14 protein-coding genes are annotated in these 17,283 nt (G+C 69.4%); 9 read left to right on the forward strand and 5 right to left on the reverse strand.

Annotation, left to right across the window (positions count from 1 at the left end; all coding sequences use genetic code 11):
• Window positions 1–97 precede the first annotated feature (97 nt).
• The 5 genes from gsiB (at window position 98) to U4Z31_RS19965 (ending at window position 5,470) form a co-directional block, all read left to right on the forward strand.
• Window positions 98–1,660, forward strand: coding sequence for a glutathione ABC transporter substrate-binding protein GsiB (gene gsiB / locus U4Z31_RS19945; RefSeq protein WP_321811178.1), 1,563 nt, complete (start codon window positions 98–100; stop codon window positions 1,658–1,660).
• A 67-nt stretch (window positions 1,661–1,727) separates the two neighbouring features.
• Window positions 1,728–2,648 carry a glutathione ABC transporter permease GsiC gene (gene gsiC, locus U4Z31_RS19950; protein ID WP_044842909.1) on the forward strand — a complete coding sequence of 307 codons (921 nt, stop codon included), beginning with the start codon at window positions 1,728–1,730 and terminating at the stop codon, window positions 2,646–2,648.
• 13 nt (window positions 2,649–2,661) lie between these two features.
• Window positions 2,662–3,555, forward strand: coding sequence for a glutathione ABC transporter permease GsiD (gsiD, locus tag U4Z31_RS19955; RefSeq protein ID WP_044842910.1), 894 nt, complete (start codon window positions 2,662–2,664; stop codon window positions 3,553–3,555).
• Entirely contained in the window at window positions 3,555–4,646 is a 1,092-nt protein-coding gene (locus U4Z31_RS19960; RefSeq protein ID WP_321811179.1) for a P1 family peptidase, read from the forward strand. The genes gsiD and U4Z31_RS19960 overlap by 1 nt, the downstream gene beginning before the upstream one ends.
• Window positions 4,643–5,470, forward strand: a complete 828-nt coding sequence (locus U4Z31_RS19965) for a M55 family metallopeptidase (RefSeq protein ID WP_321811180.1) — start codon at window positions 4,643–4,645, stop codon at window positions 5,468–5,470. The genes U4Z31_RS19960 and U4Z31_RS19965 overlap by 4 nt, the downstream gene beginning before the upstream one ends.
• A 35-nt stretch (window positions 5,471–5,505) precedes the next feature.
• Here U4Z31_RS19965 and U4Z31_RS19970 read toward each other — a convergent pair whose 3' ends face one another.
• Window positions 5,506–6,285: an alpha/beta hydrolase gene (locus U4Z31_RS19970; protein WP_321811181.1), complete on the reverse strand. Its 780-nt coding sequence runs from the start codon at window positions 6,283–6,285 to the stop codon at window positions 5,506–5,508.
• 142 nt (window positions 6,286–6,427) lie between these two features.
• On the opposite strand from U4Z31_RS19970, the gene U4Z31_RS19975 reads away from it, so the two are divergent.
• Window positions 6,428–7,207 carry an AraC family transcriptional regulator gene (locus U4Z31_RS19975; protein WP_044842914.1) on the forward strand — a complete coding sequence of 260 codons (780 nt, stop codon included), beginning with the start codon at window positions 6,428–6,430 and terminating at the stop codon, window positions 7,205–7,207.
• A gap of 461 nt (window positions 7,208–7,668) precedes the next feature.
• On the opposite strand, the gene pcaG is transcribed toward U4Z31_RS19975, so the two are convergent.
• Window positions 7,669–8,262 (reverse strand): protocatechuate 3,4-dioxygenase subunit alpha, encoded by a 594-nt coding sequence (gene pcaG / locus U4Z31_RS19980; protein WP_044842915.1) that lies wholly within the window; start codon window positions 8,260–8,262, stop codon window positions 7,669–7,671.
• A 3-nt stretch (window positions 8,263–8,265) separates the two neighbouring features.
• Window positions 8,266–8,973, reverse strand: a complete 708-nt coding sequence (gene pcaH / locus U4Z31_RS19985; protein ID WP_124484995.1) for a protocatechuate 3,4-dioxygenase subunit beta — start codon at window positions 8,971–8,973, stop codon at window positions 8,266–8,268.
• Window positions 8,974–9,250: 277 nt separating this feature from the next.
• Between pcaH and pcaQ the strand changes: the two genes are divergently transcribed.
• The 3 genes from pcaQ (at window position 9,251) to U4Z31_RS20000 (ending at window position 11,098) form a co-directional block, all read left to right on the forward strand.
• Complete coding sequence (gene pcaQ, locus U4Z31_RS19990) at window positions 9,251–10,264, forward strand: pca operon transcription factor PcaQ (protein WP_321811182.1); 1,014 nt, start codon at window positions 9,251–9,253, stop codon at window positions 10,262–10,264.
• 107 nt (window positions 10,265–10,371) lie between these two features.
• A complete protein-coding gene (locus U4Z31_RS19995) occupies window positions 10,372–10,731 on the forward strand; it encodes a type II toxin-antitoxin system RelE/ParE family toxin (RefSeq protein ID WP_321811183.1) in 360 nt (119 codons plus the stop codon).
• 70 nt (window positions 10,732–10,801) lie between these two features.
• Window positions 10,802–11,098 (forward strand): XRE family transcriptional regulator, encoded by a 297-nt coding sequence (locus U4Z31_RS20000; protein WP_044842919.1) that lies wholly within the window; start codon window positions 10,802–10,804, stop codon window positions 11,096–11,098.
• A 96-nt stretch (window positions 11,099–11,194) separates the two neighbouring features.
• Here the strand turns inward: U4Z31_RS20000 and U4Z31_RS20005 are convergent, their stop codons facing one another.
• Entirely contained in the window at window positions 11,195–12,469 is a 1,275-nt protein-coding gene (locus U4Z31_RS20005; protein ID WP_124484993.1) for an APC family permease, read from the reverse strand.
• Between the two features lie 138 nt (window positions 12,470–12,607).
• Window positions 12,608–17,110, reverse strand: a complete 4,503-nt coding sequence (locus U4Z31_RS20010; RefSeq protein ID WP_321811184.1) for a DEAD/DEAH box helicase — start codon at window positions 17,108–17,110, stop codon at window positions 12,608–12,610.
• Between the last annotated feature and the right edge of the window lie 173 nt (window positions 17,111–17,283).

The raw sequence follows: 17,283 nt of genomic DNA on the forward strand, positions 1-17,283 counted from the left end.
CGCACGCGCCAGGCAACGGCGTCACTTCCCGGAGCGGATGCAGTCGCGCCGCGATTTCCACCACGCGTTACCGAATCATCCACAGGAGCCAGACAAAATGAACAAGCCGCATTCGTTCCCGATGTTCCGCCCGCGCGCGCTGTTCGCCGCGGGGGCAGGCGCGCTCGCGCTGTCGGTCGCCGCGCCCGCGTTCGCGCAGCAGAACGTCGTGGTCGCCGTGTACTCGACGTTCACGACGATGGATCCGTACGACGCGAACGACACGGTGTCGCAGGCCGTCGTGAAGTCGTTCTACGAAGGGCTGTTCGGCTTCGACAAGGACATGAAGCTCGTGAACGTGCTCGCGACGAGCTACCAGGCGTCGCCCGATGCGAAGGTCTACACGGTCAAGCTGCGCCCGGGCGTGAAGTTCCACGACGGCACCGACTTCAACGCCGACGCGGTGAAGGCGAACTTCGACCGCGTGACCGATCCGGCGAACAAGCTGAAGCGCTACGGGCTGTTCCGCGTGATCGAGAAGACCGAGGTGGTCGATCCGATGACGGTGCGCTTCACGTTGCGCGAGCCGTTCTCCGCGTTCATCAACACGCTCGCGCACCCGTCGGCGGTGATGATCTCGCCGGCCGCGCTGAAGAAGTGGGGGCGCGACGTGTCGCTGCATCCGGTCGGCACGGGCCCGTTCGAGTTCGTCGAATGGAAGCAGACCGACGACATGAAGGTGAAGAAGTTTGCCGGCTACTGGAAGAAGGGCTATCCGAAGGTCGATTCGATCGACTGGAAGCCGGTGGTCGACAACAACACGCGCGCCGCGCTGCTCAAGACCGGCGAGGCGGATTTCGCGTTCACGATTCCGTTCGAGCAGGCGGCCGACCTGAAGAGCAATCCGAAGGTCGAGCTGATCGAGCGGCCGTCGATCATCCAGCGCTACATCTCGCTGAACACGCAGAAGAAGCCGTTCGACAATCCGAAGGTGCGTGAAGCGCTGAACTACGCGGTCAACAAGGAGGCGCTCGCGAAGGTCGTGTTCGCCGGCTACGCGACCCCGCAGACGGGCGTCGCCCCGGTCGGCGTCGAATACGCGACCAAGCTCGGGCCCTGGCCGTACGATCCGGCGAAGGCGCGCGCGCTGCTGAAGGAGGCCGGTTATCCGAACGGCTTCGAGTCGACGCTCTGGTCCGCGTACAACCATTCGACGGCGCAGAAGCTGATCCAGTTCGTCCAGCAGCAGCTCGCGCAGGTCGGCGTGAAGGTGCAGGTGCAGGCACTCGAGGCCGGCGAGCGGGTCGCGAAGGTCGAGAGCGCGCAGGATGCGGCGGCGGCGCCGGTGCGGATGTACTACAGCGGCTGGTCGGCCTCGACGGGCGAGGCGAACTGGGCGCTGTCGCCGCTGCTCGCGTCCACGTCGGCGCCGCCGAAGCTCTACAACACCGCGTACTACAAGAACGGTGCCGTCGACGACGATCTCGCGAAGGCGCTCGAGACGACCGACAACGCGAAGAAGGCCGCGCTGTACGCCGACGCGCAGAAGCTGGTGTGGGCCGACGCGCCGTGGATCTTCCTGGTGCAGGAGAAGATCGTCTACGCGCGCAGCAAGCGCCTGCACGGCATGTACGTGATGCCGGACGGTTCGTTCAACTTCGACGAAATCTCGGTGAAATGACGGCAGCTCGCCTGCTGTCCGGCGCCGGCGGCGCAAGCTGCCGGCGCGCTGATTCGATCGGTGTCCCATGCTGAATTTTCTCGTCAAACGCCTGTTCGGCCTGCTGCCCACGCTCGCGATCGTCGCGGTGCTGGTGTTCCTGTTCGTGCACCTGCTGCCGGGCGACCCGGCGCGGCTCGCGGCCGGCCCGGAAGCCGACGACGCGACGGTCGCGCTGGTGCGTGCCGATCTCGGGCTCGACCGGCCGCTGCCCGCGCAGTTCGCGAACTTCTTCGTGAAGATCGCGCACGGCGATTTCGGCACGTCGACGCGCAGCAAGCGGCCGGTGTCGACCGAGATCGGCGAGCGCTTCATGCCGACGCTGCTGCTCACGCTCGTCAGCATGGTGTGGGCGACGGCGTTCGGGATGGCGATCGGGATCGCGTCGGCGGTATGGCGCAACCGCTGGCCCGACCGCCTCGGGATGACGATCGCGGTGTCGGGCATCTCGTTTCCGGCGTTCGCGCTCGGCATGCTGCTGATGGAGATCTTTTCGGTGAAGCTCGGCTGGCTGCCGGTCGTGCCGGACGGCACGTGGAAGAGCTACGTGCTGCCGTCGCTGACGCTCGGCGCCGCGGTCGCGGCCGTGATGGCGCGCTTCACGCGCGCGTCGTTCGTCGAGGTGCTCAACGAGGACTACGTGCGCACCGCGCGCGCGAAGGGCGTGCACGAGCCGCTGGTGGTGCTCAAGCACTGCCTGCGCAATGCGATGATCCCGGTCGTCACGATGATGGGGCTGCAGTTCGGCTTCCTGCTCGGCGGCTCGATCGTCGTCGAGGCCGTGTTCAACTGGCCGGGGCTCGGGCGCCTGCTGGTCGATGCGGTCACGATGCGCGACTACCCGGTGATCCAGGCGATCGTGCTGCTGTTCTCGCTCGAATTCATCCTGATCAACCTGACCGTCGATGTGTTGTACGCGGTCATCAACCCGACCATCCGGTTCAAGTGAGCGTGAGGCCAGCATGAACGCGACTGTCCAGCCCGCGGCACCGGCCGCATCGAACACGATCCGCACGCCGTGGCGTGAATTCTGGCGCAAGTTCCGCAAGCAGACCGTCGCGCTGGTCGCCGGCGGCTTCGTGCTCGCGCTCGTCGTGCTGGCCTTCGTCGGCCCGCACATCGTGCCGTTCGATCCGGAGAATTATTTCGACTACGACGCGCTGAATGCGGGGCCGTCGGCCGTGCACTGGTTCGGCGTCGACTCGCTCGGCCGCGACATCTTCAGCCGGATCGTGACCGGTACGCGCATCTCGCTCGCGGCCGGTTTCTTCTCGGTCGCGCTCGGCGCGCTCATCGGCACGTTCTTCGGGCTGCTCGCCGGCTACTACGAAGGCTGGTGGGACCGCATCACGATGCGCGTGGCCGACGTGCTGTTCGCGTTCCCGGGGATCCTGCTCGCGATCGGCGTGGTCGCGATCCTCGGCAACGGGATGGTCAACGTGATCTGCGCGGTCGCGATCTTCAGTATTCCGGCGTTCGCGCGGCTCGTGCGCGGCAACACGCTGATGCTCAAGCACATGACCTACGTGGAAGCCGCGCGCAGCATCGGCGCGTCCGACTGGACGATCATCATGCGGCACATCCTGCCGGGCACCGTGTCGTCGGTCGTCGTCTACTTCACGATGCGGATCGGCACGTCGATCATCACGGCCGCGAGCCTGTCGTTCCTCGGGCTCGGCGCGCAGCCGCCGACGCCGGAGTGGGGCGCGATGCTCAACGAGGCGCGCGCGGACATGGTGACCGCGCCGCACGTCGCGATCTTCCCGAGCCTCGCGATCTTCCTGACCGTGCTCGCGTTCAACCTGCTCGGCGACGGGCTGCGCGACGCGCTCGACCCGAAGCTGGAGCGGCGCTGATGCGAGCCGTGCCCATGTGGGCCGCGACGCTGCCGGTCGGGCCGCGCGGCACGATCGCCGACGTGCCGGGCGTGACGGTCGGCCATGCGACGCTCGATGCGGGCGACGTGCAGACGGGCGTCACCGTCGTGAAGCCGCACCCGGGCGACCTGTACCGCAGCAAGGTGCCGGCCGGCGCGGCCGTGATCAACGGCTTCGGCAAGAGCGTCGGGCTCGTGCAGGTCGACGAACTGGGCACGCTCGAAACGCCGATCGCGCTGACCAACACGTTCGGCGTCGGCGCGGTGGCGCAGGCGCAGATTCGCGCGGCGGTCGGGGAGAACCCGCAAATCGGCCGCGACTGGCCGACCGTCAACCCGCTCGTGTTCGAGTGCAACGACGGCTATCTGAACGACATCCAGGCGTTCGCGGTGACGGCCGCGCATTACGACGAAGCCTGCAATACCGCGGCGCGAGATTTCGCACGTGGCGCGGCAGGCGCCGGGCGCGGGATGTCGTGTTTCGACCTGAAGGGCGGGATCGGCTCCGCGTCGCGCGTGGCCGTCGCGGCCGGCAGGCCGTATACGGTCGGCGCGCTGGTGCTCGCGAATTTCGGCCGGCTGCCGATGCTGACGCTCGGCGGCGTGCCGGTCGGACGGATCGTCGCGCAGCGGCGTGCCGCCGCCGACGCTCAGCCGACGCACGCGGCGCCGCCCGAGCAAGGCTCGATCATCCTGCTGCTCGCGACCGATGCGCCGCTCGACGCGCGGCAACTGTCGCGGCTCGCGCGCCGCGCGGGCGCGGGGCTCGCCCGCACCGGCTCGGTCTACGGACATGGCAGCGGCGACATCGCGCTCGCCTTTTCCACCGCGTACACGATCGCGCACGATGCGTCGACCGTCGCGCTGCCGGCCCTCGTGGCCGATGCGGCGCTCGACCCGCTGTTCATGGCCGCGGCCGAAAGCGTCGAGCACGCGATCGCCGACGCGCTGCTGCAGGCCGTGACCGTGACCGGCCGCGACGGCCACGTACGGCAATCGCTGCGCGATGCGGTGCCGGATCTCGAACGGTTATTCAACGCAGGCAACGAAGGACGTCCGAGCCATTCATGAAGATTCTGATCTCGACCGACATCGAGGGTGTCGCCGGTGTGTTCGCCCTCGAGCAGACGCGTGCCGGCAATCCGGAATACGAACGCGCGCGCCGCTGGATGACCGCCGAGGCGAACGCGGCGATCGAAGGCGCGTTCGCCGGCGGCGCGAAGGCCGTCTGGGTCAACGATTCGCACGGCGGCTTCCGCAATCTGTTGCCCGACGGGCTCGATGCCCGCGCCCGCGTCGTGCTCGGCAAGCCGCGCATGCTCGGGATGATGGCGGGCCTCGAGCAGCAGCCCGACCTCGTGTTCATGATCGGCTTTCATGCGAAGTCGCAGACGCGCGGCGTGCTTGCACACACCATCAACAGCTTCGCGTTCACGCAGGTGTGGCTGAACGGCGTCGAACTCGGCGAAGCCGGGCTGTACGGCGCGCTGGCGCGCGAATACGGCGCGCACGTCGCGCTGGCGTCGGGCGACGACGTATTCGCCGAGGAAACCCGGCCGCTGTTTCCGGACGCGCGTTTCGAGACGGTCAAGACGGCCGGCGGTGCATCGAGCGGCGACACGCTCACGCCGGCCGCGTCCTGCGCGCGCATCGCGACCGCCGCACGCGAAACGGTCGCGCATGCGCTGTCGTCCGGCTGGCGCGCGACAGCGCACCGGCCCGCGCCGGCCGCTTGCACGCTGCGCGTGCAGACGGCCGCGCTCGCCGATCTGTTCTGCGTGCAGCCGTCGCTCGAGCGGGTCGATGCGGTGACGCTGCGCTTCGACGGGCCGTCGGTCGAGCACGTGGTGCGCACGCTGAACAGCCTGTCGGCCATGTCGTTCATGCTGCGGTGATGCGTGCCGACCGGATGGCGCCGATGCGCGGCGCGTCACGTACCGGGCGCGCGGTCTGCCGCCGTGTCGAGCAGGAATGCTTCCATCGCGGCGACCAGCGCGAGCGGGGTTTCGTTCATCGGGTAATGACCGGCATTGCGCAGCACGTCGACGGTTGCGCGCGGATAGCGCCGCAGATAGGTGCGCGCCATCAGCGCCGCGTCGAACGCCGGGTCGTGCTCGCCGATCAGCACCTTCACCGGATGGTGGCCCGTGATGTCGTCGCTGAAATCCGTGTCGGCCCACGCGCGGAAGTACGCGCCGAACGCGTGCGGCGACGAACAGGATGCCGAATACGCGGCTTTCCACTCGACCCAGGCGGCGGGCAACCGGCCGCCGGTGCTGCGATCGATGATGGCGCGGCGATCGGCGAGGTGGTCGGCGGCGCGTTCGAATAGCGCGCGTCGCGCGGCGTCGAACGGCAGGCCGCCGCACGGCACCGGCGCGATCGGCACCAGCGCGCGCACCCGGTCGGGCGCCGTGGCGGCGACCTTCTCGATCGCCATGCCGCCCATCGAGTGGCCGACGAGGCTGAACGTGCGCCAGCCGAGCGCGTCGGCGAGGGCGAGCGTGTCGGCGGCGATTTCGGCGATCGAGTACGCGCCGTGCGCGCCGCGCATGCCGCCGTAGCCGCGGTAGTCCATGAACACATAGGTGAAGCGTTCGTGCGACAGCCACGTCTCGACGGGCTCGAACGCACGCGCGTCGCCGAACCAGCCGTGCAGCACGAGAACAGGGTGGGGGCCGTCCCCCACGCGATGAAACGTATTGGGCATCTCCGCTCCGAAGAAGTCGCTATCCGGTCGATGCGGCCGTCGGGTCTTGCGGCCATCCGGCCGCGCAAGCGTGGAGCGGATCGTAGACCGATCGAAGGTGACCCGCCTTCGATATCGGGTCATTCATGATGGAATTCGGGCCTTGAGAAATACGCTGCTGGATCCCTACGAAGACATTCCCCGTAGCGTCGTGGTGACCGCCAACGACTACGCGGCGGGCACGACGTTTCCGGAGCACGCACACCGGCGCGGGCAGTTCGCGTTCGCGTCGCGCGGCACGATCAGCGTGTCGACGCCGCACGGCCGCTGGCTGGTGCCGCCGCAGCGCGCGTGCTGGGTGCCGGCCGGCGTGCGGCACGAAATGACGATGACCGGGCCGGTCACGATGCTCAACACGTTCGTGTCGGACGACACGGCCGAGGCCGCGGGGCTGCCGGACCAGTGCGGCGTGTACGGCGTGTCGCCGCTCCTGCGGCAACTGATCGACGATGCGATCGACCTGCCGGCGATGTACGACGTCGACGGCCGGGCGGGCAAGCTGATGGCGCTGCTGGTCGCGGAAATCGCGACGATGCCGCGGCTGTCGCTGCACGCGCCGCTGCCGGCCGACGCGCGCCTCGCGAAGATCTGCAGGCATCTGTTCGCGTCGCCGTCGATCGCGGCCGATCTCGACCAGGTGGCGACCGACGCGGGCGTGAGCCGGCGCACGTTTACGCGGCTGTTCCGCGCGCAGACCGGCGTGAGTTTCGCCGCCTGGCGTCAGCAGGTCTGCATGCTGGCGGCGATTACCCGCCTGAGCGACGGGCAGCCGGTGACGCGGGTCGCGTTCGATCTGGGCTATGCGAGCGCGAGCGCCTTTACGTCGGCGTTTCGCCGCATCCTCGGCGAAACGCCGAGCCGGTATCTGGAGGTTCGCCGCTAGCCGGAACGGAGGCTGCAGCGAGTGCGGCGGCGTGCTCCGGTCGCGGACGAAAAAAACGCGTCTGCCAGGTTTCGGTCAGACGCGCTTGAAGGCACTCGGTCAGAAAAAATGCGCGCTCAGGCAGCGGGGCAGTGTTCGCGCATTGCGGGTGAAATTGTTGCCTGTTCCGATTCAATCCAGTCGGTGTCGGGCGGATAGCAAAGCATACGCCGTGTAACGCGCAAACGATATCGTGCGGGCCCGACGATTCATGTGCTGTCGCAGCATGCGTTTCAATCGCGCGTGTGATGCCGGAGGCGGGAGCAGTCAACCAAGGGCGTCGGCCGTCCCGATCGGGCGTGCTGCGGCACGGCATCGAATGTGGGGGCCCCAAAGCGAAAACCGCCGCACGACGCGATGCCTGTCGGTATCGCGCCACACGGCGGTTCGGTGCGGGCAGCCGGCGTGCGCCGGCTCGCGCGTCACACGTCGAAGAACACGGTCTCGTCCGGCCCCTGCATGCGGATATCGAAGCGGTACACGACGGGCCGGCCCGGTTGCGCGTCGCGCTTCGCGACGAGCGTTGCGCGGCGTTCGGCCGGCACGAGGTTCAGCACCGGATCGGCCGCGTTCGCCGCGGCTTCGTCGTCGAAATACACGCGGGTGAACGCGTGCGTCAGGATCCCGCGCATCATCACCGTCACGTTGATGTGCGGCGCTTCGTCGGCGGCCGCGCGGCCCGGCTTGACCGTCTGGACAACGAAGCGGTGCTGCGCATCGGTGCCCGTGCCGACGCGTGCGAAGCCCGTGAAGCCGGACTTCGCGATGTCGTCGCGCGACGCGGGATAGCGGCCCGCGCCGTCCACCTGCGTGAATTCGAGCACCGCGTCGCTGACGACGTTGCCGTCGCCGTCGAACACCTGTCCGACCAGCAGCACGTGCTCGCCTTCGGCGTCGGGCGTGGCGATCGCCGGCGTGAACAGGCTCTTCAGGTCGTAGTCGTATTGCTGCGGGCACAGGCCGTACGCGAAGTACGGGCCGACCGTCTGCGAAGGGGTTTGCTTCAGCGTCGTCATGGTTCAGCGCTCCATCGGGGTGGCGTCGCGGCCGCGCAGCACGATGTCGAATTCGTAGCCGAGCGCATAGCCTTCTTCGGTGATGTCCATCGAGAAGCGCGAGATCAGGCGGTCACGCGCCGCTTCCGGCGTGCCCTGGAAGATCGGGTCGTACGCGAGCAGCGGATCGCCGGGGAAGTACATCTGCGTGACGAGGCGCGAGCCGAAGTAGTCGCCGAACAGCGAGAAGTGGATGTGATTCGGGCGCCATGCGTTCGGATGGTTGCCCCACGGATACGCGCCGGGCTTGATCGTCAGGAAGCGGTAGCGGCCTTCGGCGTCGGTCATGCAGCGGCCTGCGCCGAGGAAGTTCGGGTCGAGCGGCGCGTCGTGCTGGTCGACCTTGTGCACGTAGCGGCCGGCCGCGTTCGCCTGCCATACCTCGACGAGCGTGTTGCGCACGGGCTTGCCGCCTTCGTCGAGCACGCGGCCGGTGACGACGATGCGCTCGCCGAGCGGTTCGCCGTTCTTCACGGCGTTCTTCGTCAGGTCGTGGTCGAGCGCGCCGAGATCGTCGGTGCCGTAGACGGGCACGTACTGGTCGCGCAGCTTTTCCTTCAGCGGGATCAGCGGGCGGGTCGGGCCGCGCTTGACCGACGAACGGTACTCGGGGTGGATATACGCGGGATGCGACGGCCAGTCGCGCGGCGTGAGGATCGTGGGGGAATCCATCGGGCGTCTCCTGTCAGGTATTTCGCGAAGTGGATGGCAAGACTTTAGCCAATCCGGAAAGTTATGCAAAATGACCTTTTTTCGCGAATCGCATAACTGTTCGTTATGTTTGGCGGCGCTCATGAAAATCCGCCGGACAGGCGGCGTGATCGCGCTGCTGCCCGGCGACCGGATTCCATGCGCTGCGGCGTCATGCGTGGCGCCGCGCCGAATGCTTGGGCCTTTCCGGAAAGTTATGCAAAATGGCGTGATATCACCATTCGCATAACCGCCCGTTATGAATAACCGTATCGCCGACGGCCGCGTCAAATTCCGGCACCTGCAGTGTTTTCTCGCGGTCGCGCAGTTGGGCGGCGTGCAGAAGGCGGCCGAAAGCCTGTCGATCACGCAGCCGGCCGTGTCGAAGACGATCGCCGAACTGGAGTCGATCCTCGGCGTGAAATTGTTCGAACGCGGGCGGCACGGCGCGCAGCCGACCCGCGAAGCCCAACTGTTCATCCCGCACGCGAACGCGTGCGTGCTGGCGCTGCGGCAGGGTGTCGGGCTGCTCGCGCGCGAAGGCGGCGCGGCTGCGGCGACGCTCGAAATCGGCATGCTGCCGACGGTCGCGGCATCGCTCGCGCCCGCGCTGATGAAGGCGTTGACCGCACGCTGGCCGCGCATCGTGGTGCGGATCGCGACGGCTGCCAATACCGAGCTGCTGGAGCGTCTGAAGGCAGGGGCGATCGAATGCGCGATCGGGCGCCTGTCGGAGCCGGAACGGATGATCGGGCTCGCGTTCGAGCAGCTGTACAACGAACCGCTCGTCGCGGTCGTGCGCGCCGGCCATCCGCTGCTGGCGAGTGCCGCGCCGGCCGCCGAGCTCGCGCGCTATCCGGTCGTGCTGCCCCCGTTCGGCACGCTGATCCGCCAGTCGGCCGAGCAGCTGCTCGGCGCGTGCGGCGCGCCGCCGCTGGATTCGTTCATCGAGGTGCTGTCGGTGTCGGTCGCGCGTGCGCTCACGCTCGAGAACGACGCAGTCTGGTTCGTGCCGCTCTATGCGGCCGAATACGACTTGTCGGCCGGCGCGCTCGCGCGGCTGCCGCTCCCGTCCGCGGGCACCGACGAGCCGGTCGGACTCGTGCTGCGCACCGATGCGCAACCGTCTCCCGTCGCCCGGACGCTGATCGACGCCGTGCGCGACATCGCGCAGGCGCGGTTCGGCGATGCGCACGCCCATCGCGCCCCCCGTGGCGCGCGCAAGCCGGCTCGCCGCCAGCGTCGAGACGCCGGGCGGGGCGTGGACGGATGACGTCCGGCTGCCGCTCTTTCACCGTCATTCGTTAGCCATTCGGTCAGTAGCGGGTGTCGTCGTGCTTGGCGTATCGTACCGTTTTTGATACACTCGATGACACGACGATGGCGAGACAGCAGATTCAGATCACGCTCGACGTGCGGTTCTTCCGCACCGCGCGTGGCAACGAGCCGGTGCGCGAATGGCTCAAGGCGCTCGGGCAGGTCGAGCGCAGGGTGATCGGCGAAGAGATCAAGACCGTTCAACTCGGCTGGCCGCTCGGCATGCCGCTGGTCCGGAAGATGTCGCAGGATCTGTGGGAAATCCGCGTGATGTTGCCGCAGCGAAGCGCGCGCGTGCTGTTCACGGTCGTCGGCGACACGATGGTGCTGCTGCACGCGTTCTTCAAGCAGTCGCAGGCCACGCCGTCCGACGATCTCGACGTGACCGTCGCGCGGCTGAAAGCGCTGACGCGCGCCATCTGAATTCCTCCGGCTGCGCCGGCACATGCGATCGGCGATGTGCCGGCCGGCCACGCCATGCACTGGAGTACCCATGACGACCACGAACAACCCGCATATCGGCAGCGATTTCGACAGCTTCCTCGAGGACGAAGGCCATCTCGAAGCGGCCACCGCCACCGCGATCAAGCGCGTGATCGCGTGGCAGATCGGCCAGGAAATGAAGGCGCAGCACATCACGAAGACCGCGATGGCCGCGCGGATGAAGACCAGCCGCGCCGCGCTCAACCGGCTGCTCGACGAAACCGACACGAGCCTCACGCTCGCGACGCTCGCGAGCGCGGCCACCGCACTCGGCAAGCGGCTCAGCTTCGAACTGGTGCCGGCCTGACGCCCGCGGCGCAGCGGTGCGCGGCCGGTTCGCGGTGTGCCGGCGCAGCGCGGCGAGCGCACGTTTGCTCGTCCGCACACGGGCGCCGGCACGCGTTCACGTGCGTCGCCCGGCCATCCGCAGATAAAGCAGCGCACCGCCCGCAAGCAGCAGCGGGCACAAGATGAACCACCCCGTCGTCAGGAACAGCCCGGCGACGGCGACCAGCGAAATCCACGCGCAGCGATATGCGATGCCGCCGCGTGGCAGCAGTTTCAGCGCGGCCGCCGCGCCGAGTCCGTACACCATCACGAAGCATCCGGACGTGACGAGCACGAGCGGCTTCGGACCGACGTCCGAGAGCGTCGTCGCGGCCAGCGCGACGACGGCCAGCACCGCGATCACGCCAAGACTTCGGCGCGGCACGCCGCCGACCTGGCTGCCTTGTGCGAGCCACGCAGGCAGTGCGCCGTCGCGCCCGAGCGCTGCGCCGAGCTTCGCCGCGCCCGCGAAATACGCATTCATCGTGCCGAGCGTGAGCAGCAGCGCGGCCGCTGCCGCCAGCACCTGCGCGTGACCGCCGATGCCGCCCGCGATGAGTTCCGCGAGCGGCGCACCCGACGCGCCGGCCGAAGGCCCGAGCACCGTGACGCTCGCGGCCGCGACCGACAGATACAGAAAGCCGACGACCACGACCGCGATCCCGGCCGAGCGCGGCATGTCGTGCGCGGGCCGGCGGAACTCTGCCGCGAGGTGCGTGATCGCTTCCCAGCCCGCGAAGCTCCACACGAGCAGTGCGGCAGCCTGGCCGACCGCGAGCCAGCCATGCGGCGCGAACGGATGCAGGTTCACCGTGCTCGCATGCGGCGCGGACGCGAGCACGGCGGCCAGCAGCAGCGTGACGAGCAGCGCCGACAGCACGAGCTGCATGCGGCCCGACACCGTGACGCCGAACGCATTCGCGGCCGACACCGTGGCGATCAGCGCGGCAGCCGTGACGATCACCGTGACGTGTCCGCCGCCCGTGACGGCGGCGACGTACGCGCCGCCGAACATCGCGGCGGCCGGCGCGCCGGCCGGCACCGCGAAATAGAAACACCAGCCGACGATTGCCGCGGCCTTCGGCCCGAATGCGCGTCGCGCGTAGGTCGATACGCCGCCCGCGTCCGGATAGCGCGCGCCGAGTGCGGCGAAGGTGGCGGCAAGCGGCCCCGACAGCACGACGAGCGCGGCCCACGCCAGCAGCGATGCAGGGCCTGCAACCTCGGCCGCGAGCGCGGGCAACGCAATGACGCCGGTGCCGAGCACCGCGCCGATATACAGCGCGGCGCCCTGGAAAATCGTCAGCGAGCCCGCGTGATGAACGGCGGGCGAATCGGCATGCGAGGGCATGAAAGGCAGTCTCCTGAAGGCTCGTTATGGGCACGCTCGGGCGCGCAATGAATCGTTCGATGCTACCCGAACGTACGCGGTGCTGCCGCGCGGCGTTCAGTAGTCCGCGATGTGCCGTGTGTCAGCCGATGTCAGGAGTCAGTGGCGGCGTGCGAGCCGCAGGCGCGCATCCTCGCGCGCGACGGGCGACAGCTCGGGCGCGTAATGGAACGTGCCCGCCACGAGCGACGCGACCGGCACGCCGTCGCGGAACAGCACGCGATTGCCGGCCAGCGCGGGCACCTTGTCGCCGGGCAACAGCGTGCCGGCAAGGTTCAGCGGATCGGCGCCCGTCACGCACACGTACTGGCCATCGCCCGGTTGACGACGCAGCTCGCGCAGGACCGGGATCGCTTCCGGCAGCGCGAACTGCTCGCCCGCGAGCCCCGCGACGAAGCGGCCGCCGCGAATCTCGCCGCGCGCTTCGAGACGTTGCAGCACCCGCACGAGTTCGCGCCAGCTCGGCAGCCAGTCGGCTTCGCGTTCGAGCAGCCGCCAGAACACCACGCCATAGCGGCGCAGCAGCGTCCACGCGATGTGTTCGAGCGCATCGGGATCGGTCGCGGGCGCACCGCGCTTCGGTGCCGGGGTTGGCGCATCGTCAGGCGCCGACATGCGTTGCACGAGCGCCCAGCGGCCGGCGTCGTCCATCCCGCCGATCAGCGCGCCACCGCGCCGCGTGCGCGGCGCATAGGTCGCGCTGCGCTTGACCGCGGGCTTCAACAGCGCGCGCAACCCGGCGAAGCTGTCCGCATTCACGAGGCCGGCCGACACGAGTTCGCCGAGCGCCTGCTCGAGTTCGACCGGCAGCATGTGCAGTTCGTCGAGCAGCGCGTCGAAGAACATCGCGCCGTGTGCGGCAAGTGCATCGCGCACCTGCGTCGCACGCGCCGACAGCGCCGGCTGCGCGTCCGGATCGCGCAGCGCCTGCCATGCGCCGAGGTGGCGGCGCGGCAGCAGCACGACCGGCGTCGTTTTCACGGGCGTGCCGGCCGCGCGCGCCGGCGCGCCGATGCGGGTCCACACGAGTTTGCCCGAGCGGCACAGCTCGTCGAGGCCGCCGGCCGTGTAGTCGGTCAGGCGCGCGGGCAGCAGCGCGTCTTCCCATGCGCTCGCCGCGGCTTCGTAGCCTTCGAGCTGCTCGACGACGGCCGCGAGCGCGTCGCGGCCCGTGCCGCGCGTGTCGGGCGTCAGGTGCTGCCAGTGGAACAGGAAGCGCATGAAATCGGCGCGCTCGACCGGCTCGATCTCGCGGCGCAGCCGCTTGACCGTGTAGCGATGAATGCGCGCGAGCAGGTGGCGTTCGCACCATTCGTCGGTCGTGGCGCCCGGCGTGAAGCGGCCATGCATCACGTAGCCTTCGCGCTCCAGTGCGGCGAGCGCGGTCGCGATCGCCGCGGACGGCAGGCCAAGCGGCTGCGCGATGGCGTCGAGCGTCGATGGCCCGAAGCCGGTGAGCCGCGCGCGGATCACGTCGACGAGCGCGGCATCGGCTTCCCAGGGTTGCGCGCAAGCGGCCGGCACCTTCAGCGCAGGCGCGACGCGTGCGTCGGGATGCAGCGCGCGCATGCAGACCAGCCGTTCGACCGGCACCCACAGCACGGCGCCGTCCGGCGTGACGAGTTGCGTCGCACGACGGCGCTCGGCCAGTTCCGCGAGCCGTTCGGGCCAGCCTTCGTGCGCGTGCGCTTCGCCGTCGGCGACGCACGCGAGCGTGAGCAGGGCGTCGTGCATTTCGTCGGCATCGCGTACGAGCGGCCACGCTTCGTCGCGCACCGCATCGATGGCATCGGCGTCGAGCGCCCCCAGATCGTCGGCCGATTCGGGATCACTCCAGCGGCGCGACTGCACGGCCTGCGTGCGGCGCTCCTCGAGCGGCGCGTCGTCGAGGAATGCATAGGGCTTCGCGTTCAGGATCTCGGCCGCGAGCGGCGACGGCGCGGGCAGGTCGCGCGCGATCAGTTCGATCGCACCGCTTTCGATCCGGCGCAGCAGCGCGAGCCAGCCGTCGGTATCCATCGCGTCGTGCAGGCAATCGTCGAGCGTCTGGTCGACGAGCGGATGGTGCGGGATCTCGCGTTCGCCGACGACGTTCTCGACGCATGCGACCTGGTCGGGGAACACGGTCGCGAGCAGGTCGTCGCTCTTCATCCGCTGCAGTTGCGGCGCGGTGCGCCGGCCGCCGGTGAAGCGCGGCAGCGCGAGCGAGGTCGTCGCGTTCCAGCGCCAGCGCACGCCGAACATCGGCGCGTCGAGCAGCGCCTGCACCAGCACGTGCTCGGCGCTCGCCGAGCGCAGGTAGCGCCACACTTCGTCGAGCGCGAAGCTGTGCGCGAGCGACAGCGAAAGAATGATCGCGTCGTCGGTCGCGGCGGCCTGCAGCTCGAAGTTGAACGTGCGGCAGAAGCGCTTGCGCAGCGCGAGCCCCCACGCGCGGTTGATACGGCTACCGAACGGCGAATGGATCACCAGCTGCGTGCCGCCCGATTCGTCGAAGAAGCGCTCCATCACGAGCGTGTCCTGCGTCGGCAGGGCGCCGAGCGCCGCGCGCGTGCGCGCGAGGTAGTCGGCGATCTGGCGGGCCGCATCGGGCGACAGGCGGAGATCGTCGACGAGCCAGCGCAGCGCCGGCGCAAGGCGGCTTGCGGGCGGGGCGATCGCGGTGCCGGCGGGATCGCTTCGCGAATCGGTCGCGGTGTCGGCTTCGGCCGCCTTCCTGGTTTTGCCGCGCGTGCCCGACTTGCCGGCCGTGTCGCCGCCTGCGCGCTTCGGTTCGGCCGCCGCCGTGTGCCGGTCGCCTTCGGCGAACAGCCCATCGAGCCGCGCCCGCAGCCGGCCGACCGCCGCCGACAGCTCGTCGCTGCGCCCGAGCCCCTCGCCGAGCCAGAACGGAATGCCCGGCGCTTGACCTTGCGCGTCCTCGACGCGAACACGGCCGGTTTCCACGCGAATGATCCGGTAAGACTGATTGCCGAGCTGGAACACGTCGCCCGCGAGGCTCTCGACCGCGAAATCCTCGTTGACGGTGCCGACCTGGATACCCTGCGGTTCGAGCAGCACCGCGTAGTCGGCCATGTCGGGAATCGTGCCGCCCGACGTCGTCGCGGTCATCATCGCGTTGCGGCGCCCGCGCACCGTGCCGCCGACCACGTCGCGATGCAGGTACGCACCGCGCACGCCGCGGCGGCTCGTGAAGCCTTCGGCGAGCATCTTCATCACGTCGTCGAAGCGTTCGCGCGACAGGCGCGCGTAGGGCGCCGCGCGCGTGAAGCTCGCGTACAGCGCGTCCTCCTGCCATTCCGCGCAGGCGACTTCGGCGACGATCTGCTGCGCGAGCACGTCGAGCGGTGCCTTGGGAATCCGCAACGCGTCGAGCTCGCCGCGTTGCACGCAATCGAGCAGCGCCGCGCATTCGACCAGCTCGTCGCGCGACAGCGGGAACAGGCGGCCCTTCGGCACGCCGCCGACATGGTGCCCCGAGCGGCCGACGCGCTGCAGGAACGGTGCGATCCCGCGCGGCGAACCGACCTGGCACACGAGATCGACGTCGCCGATGTCGATGCCGAGTTCGAGCGACGCGGTCGCGACGAGCAGCTTCAGCTCGCCGCGCTTGAGCCGCTGTTCGGCGTCGAAGCGATGCTCCTTCGCGAGACTGCCGTGGTGGGCGGCGATCGCGTCCTTGCCGAGACGGTCGGCGAGATGGCGCGCCATGCGTTCCGCGGTGCGCCGCGTGTTCACGAACACGAGCGTCGTGCGATGCGCGGCGGCAAGCGCGGCGATCCGGTCGTACACCTGTTCCCACACGTCGGTCGCCATCACCGGCTCGAGCGGCACGTTCGGCAGTTCGAGCGCGAGGTCGCGTTCGCGCGTGTGACCGGTGTCGACGATCGTGCATTCGCGCGGCGCATCGGCCGGGCCGCCGACCAGGAAGCGCGCGACCGCGTCGATCGGTTTCTGCGTGGCTGACAACCCGATGCGCGGCAACGCGCGGCCCGTCAACGCGTCGAGGCGTTCAAGCGACAACGTGAGATGGCTGCCGCGCTTGGACGACGCAAGCGCGTGGATCTCGTCGACGATCACCGAACGCACGTTCGACAGCATCTGCCGCCCCGACGTGGACGACAGCAGCACGTACAGCGACTCGGGCGTCGTCACGAGGATGTGCGGCGCGCGCTTGCGCAGCGCCGCGCGTTCGGCCTGCGTGGTGTCGCCGGTGCGCACGGCGGTGCGGATCGCCGGCACCGGCAGGCCGAGCTGCGCGAGCGAGTCGGCGATGCCGGCGAGCGGCGCGTCGAGGTTCACGTGGATGTCGTTCGACAGCGCCTTCAGCGGCGACACATAGACGACGAGCGTCGCGTCGGGCAGCGCGCCGTCGTGCGCGAGCGCATCGCGCACGAGGTCGTCGAGCGCGCACAGGAACGCGGTGAGCGTTTTGCCGGAGCCGGTCGGTGCGGCGACGAGCGTCGACCGGCCGGCCTTGATGTGCGGCCATGCGAGTGCCTGCGCGCCGGTCGGCGCGGCAAACGTGCGGCGGAACCACGCGGCGACGGCCGGGTGGAACACGTCGAGCGCGTGGGCGGGGCGGGTGGCTGTGACGTCCATCGGAGCGTTGAAATGGGGTGCGAGCGCGCGGGCGGCCGCGCGCGAATCGTCAGTGTGCCAGACGTCGCGTGCGCGTGCCGGGCACCGCGCGCGCGGGGGACCGCGCGCCGGAGATTCAGATGAGGCGCGGCGCCGGCATTTCAACGGGCGTGCGTGCGCAACGGCACCCGCTC

This window comes from Burkholderia sp. BCC1985 (genome assembly GCF_905339915.1).
Lineage (GTDB): Bacteria > Pseudomonadota > Gammaproteobacteria > Burkholderiales > Burkholderiaceae > Burkholderia.

Excerpts from the sequence above, each read along its gene's own strand:
- U4Z31_RS19995 (WP_321811183.1), top strand. The coding sequence starts at position 10,372 with ATGGCGAGACAGCAGATTCAGATCACGCTCGACGTGCGGTTCTTCCGC.
- gsiB (WP_321811178.1), top strand. The coding sequence starts at position 98 with ATGAACAAGCCGCATTCGTTCCCGATGTTCCGCCCGCGCGCGCTGTTC.
- U4Z31_RS19965 (WP_321811180.1), top strand. The coding sequence starts at position 4,643 with ATGAAGATTCTGATCTCGACCGACATCGAGGGTGTCGCCGGTGTGTTC.
- U4Z31_RS19960 (WP_321811179.1), top strand. The coding sequence starts at position 3,555 with ATGCGAGCCGTGCCCATGTGGGCCGCGACGCTGCCGGTCGGGCCGCGC.
- pcaQ (WP_321811182.1), top strand. The coding sequence starts at position 9,251 with ATGAATAACCGTATCGCCGACGGCCGCGTCAAATTCCGGCACCTGCAG.
- U4Z31_RS20000 (WP_044842919.1), top strand. The coding sequence starts at position 10,802 with ATGACGACCACGAACAACCCGCATATCGGCAGCGATTTCGACAGCTTC.
- U4Z31_RS20010 (WP_321811184.1), bottom strand. The coding sequence starts at position 17,110 with ATGGACGTCACAGCCACCCGCCCCGCCCACGCGCTCGACGTGTTCCAC.
- pcaH (WP_124484995.1), bottom strand. The coding sequence starts at position 8,973 with ATGGATTCCCCCACGATCCTCACGCCGCGCGACTGGCCGTCGCATCCC.
- pcaG (WP_044842915.1), bottom strand. The coding sequence starts at position 8,262 with ATGACGACGCTGAAGCAAACCCCTTCGCAGACGGTCGGCCCGTACTTC.
- gsiC (WP_044842909.1), top strand. The coding sequence starts at position 1,728 with ATGCTGAATTTTCTCGTCAAACGCCTGTTCGGCCTGCTGCCCACGCTC.
- gsiD (WP_044842910.1), top strand. The coding sequence starts at position 2,662 with ATGAACGCGACTGTCCAGCCCGCGGCACCGGCCGCATCGAACACGATC.
- U4Z31_RS20005 (WP_124484993.1), bottom strand. The coding sequence starts at position 12,469 with ATGCCCTCGCATGCCGATTCGCCCGCCGTTCATCACGCGGGCTCGCTG.
- U4Z31_RS19970 (WP_321811181.1), bottom strand. The coding sequence starts at position 6,285 with ATGCCCAATACGTTTCATCGCGTGGGGGACGGCCCCCACCCTGTTCTC.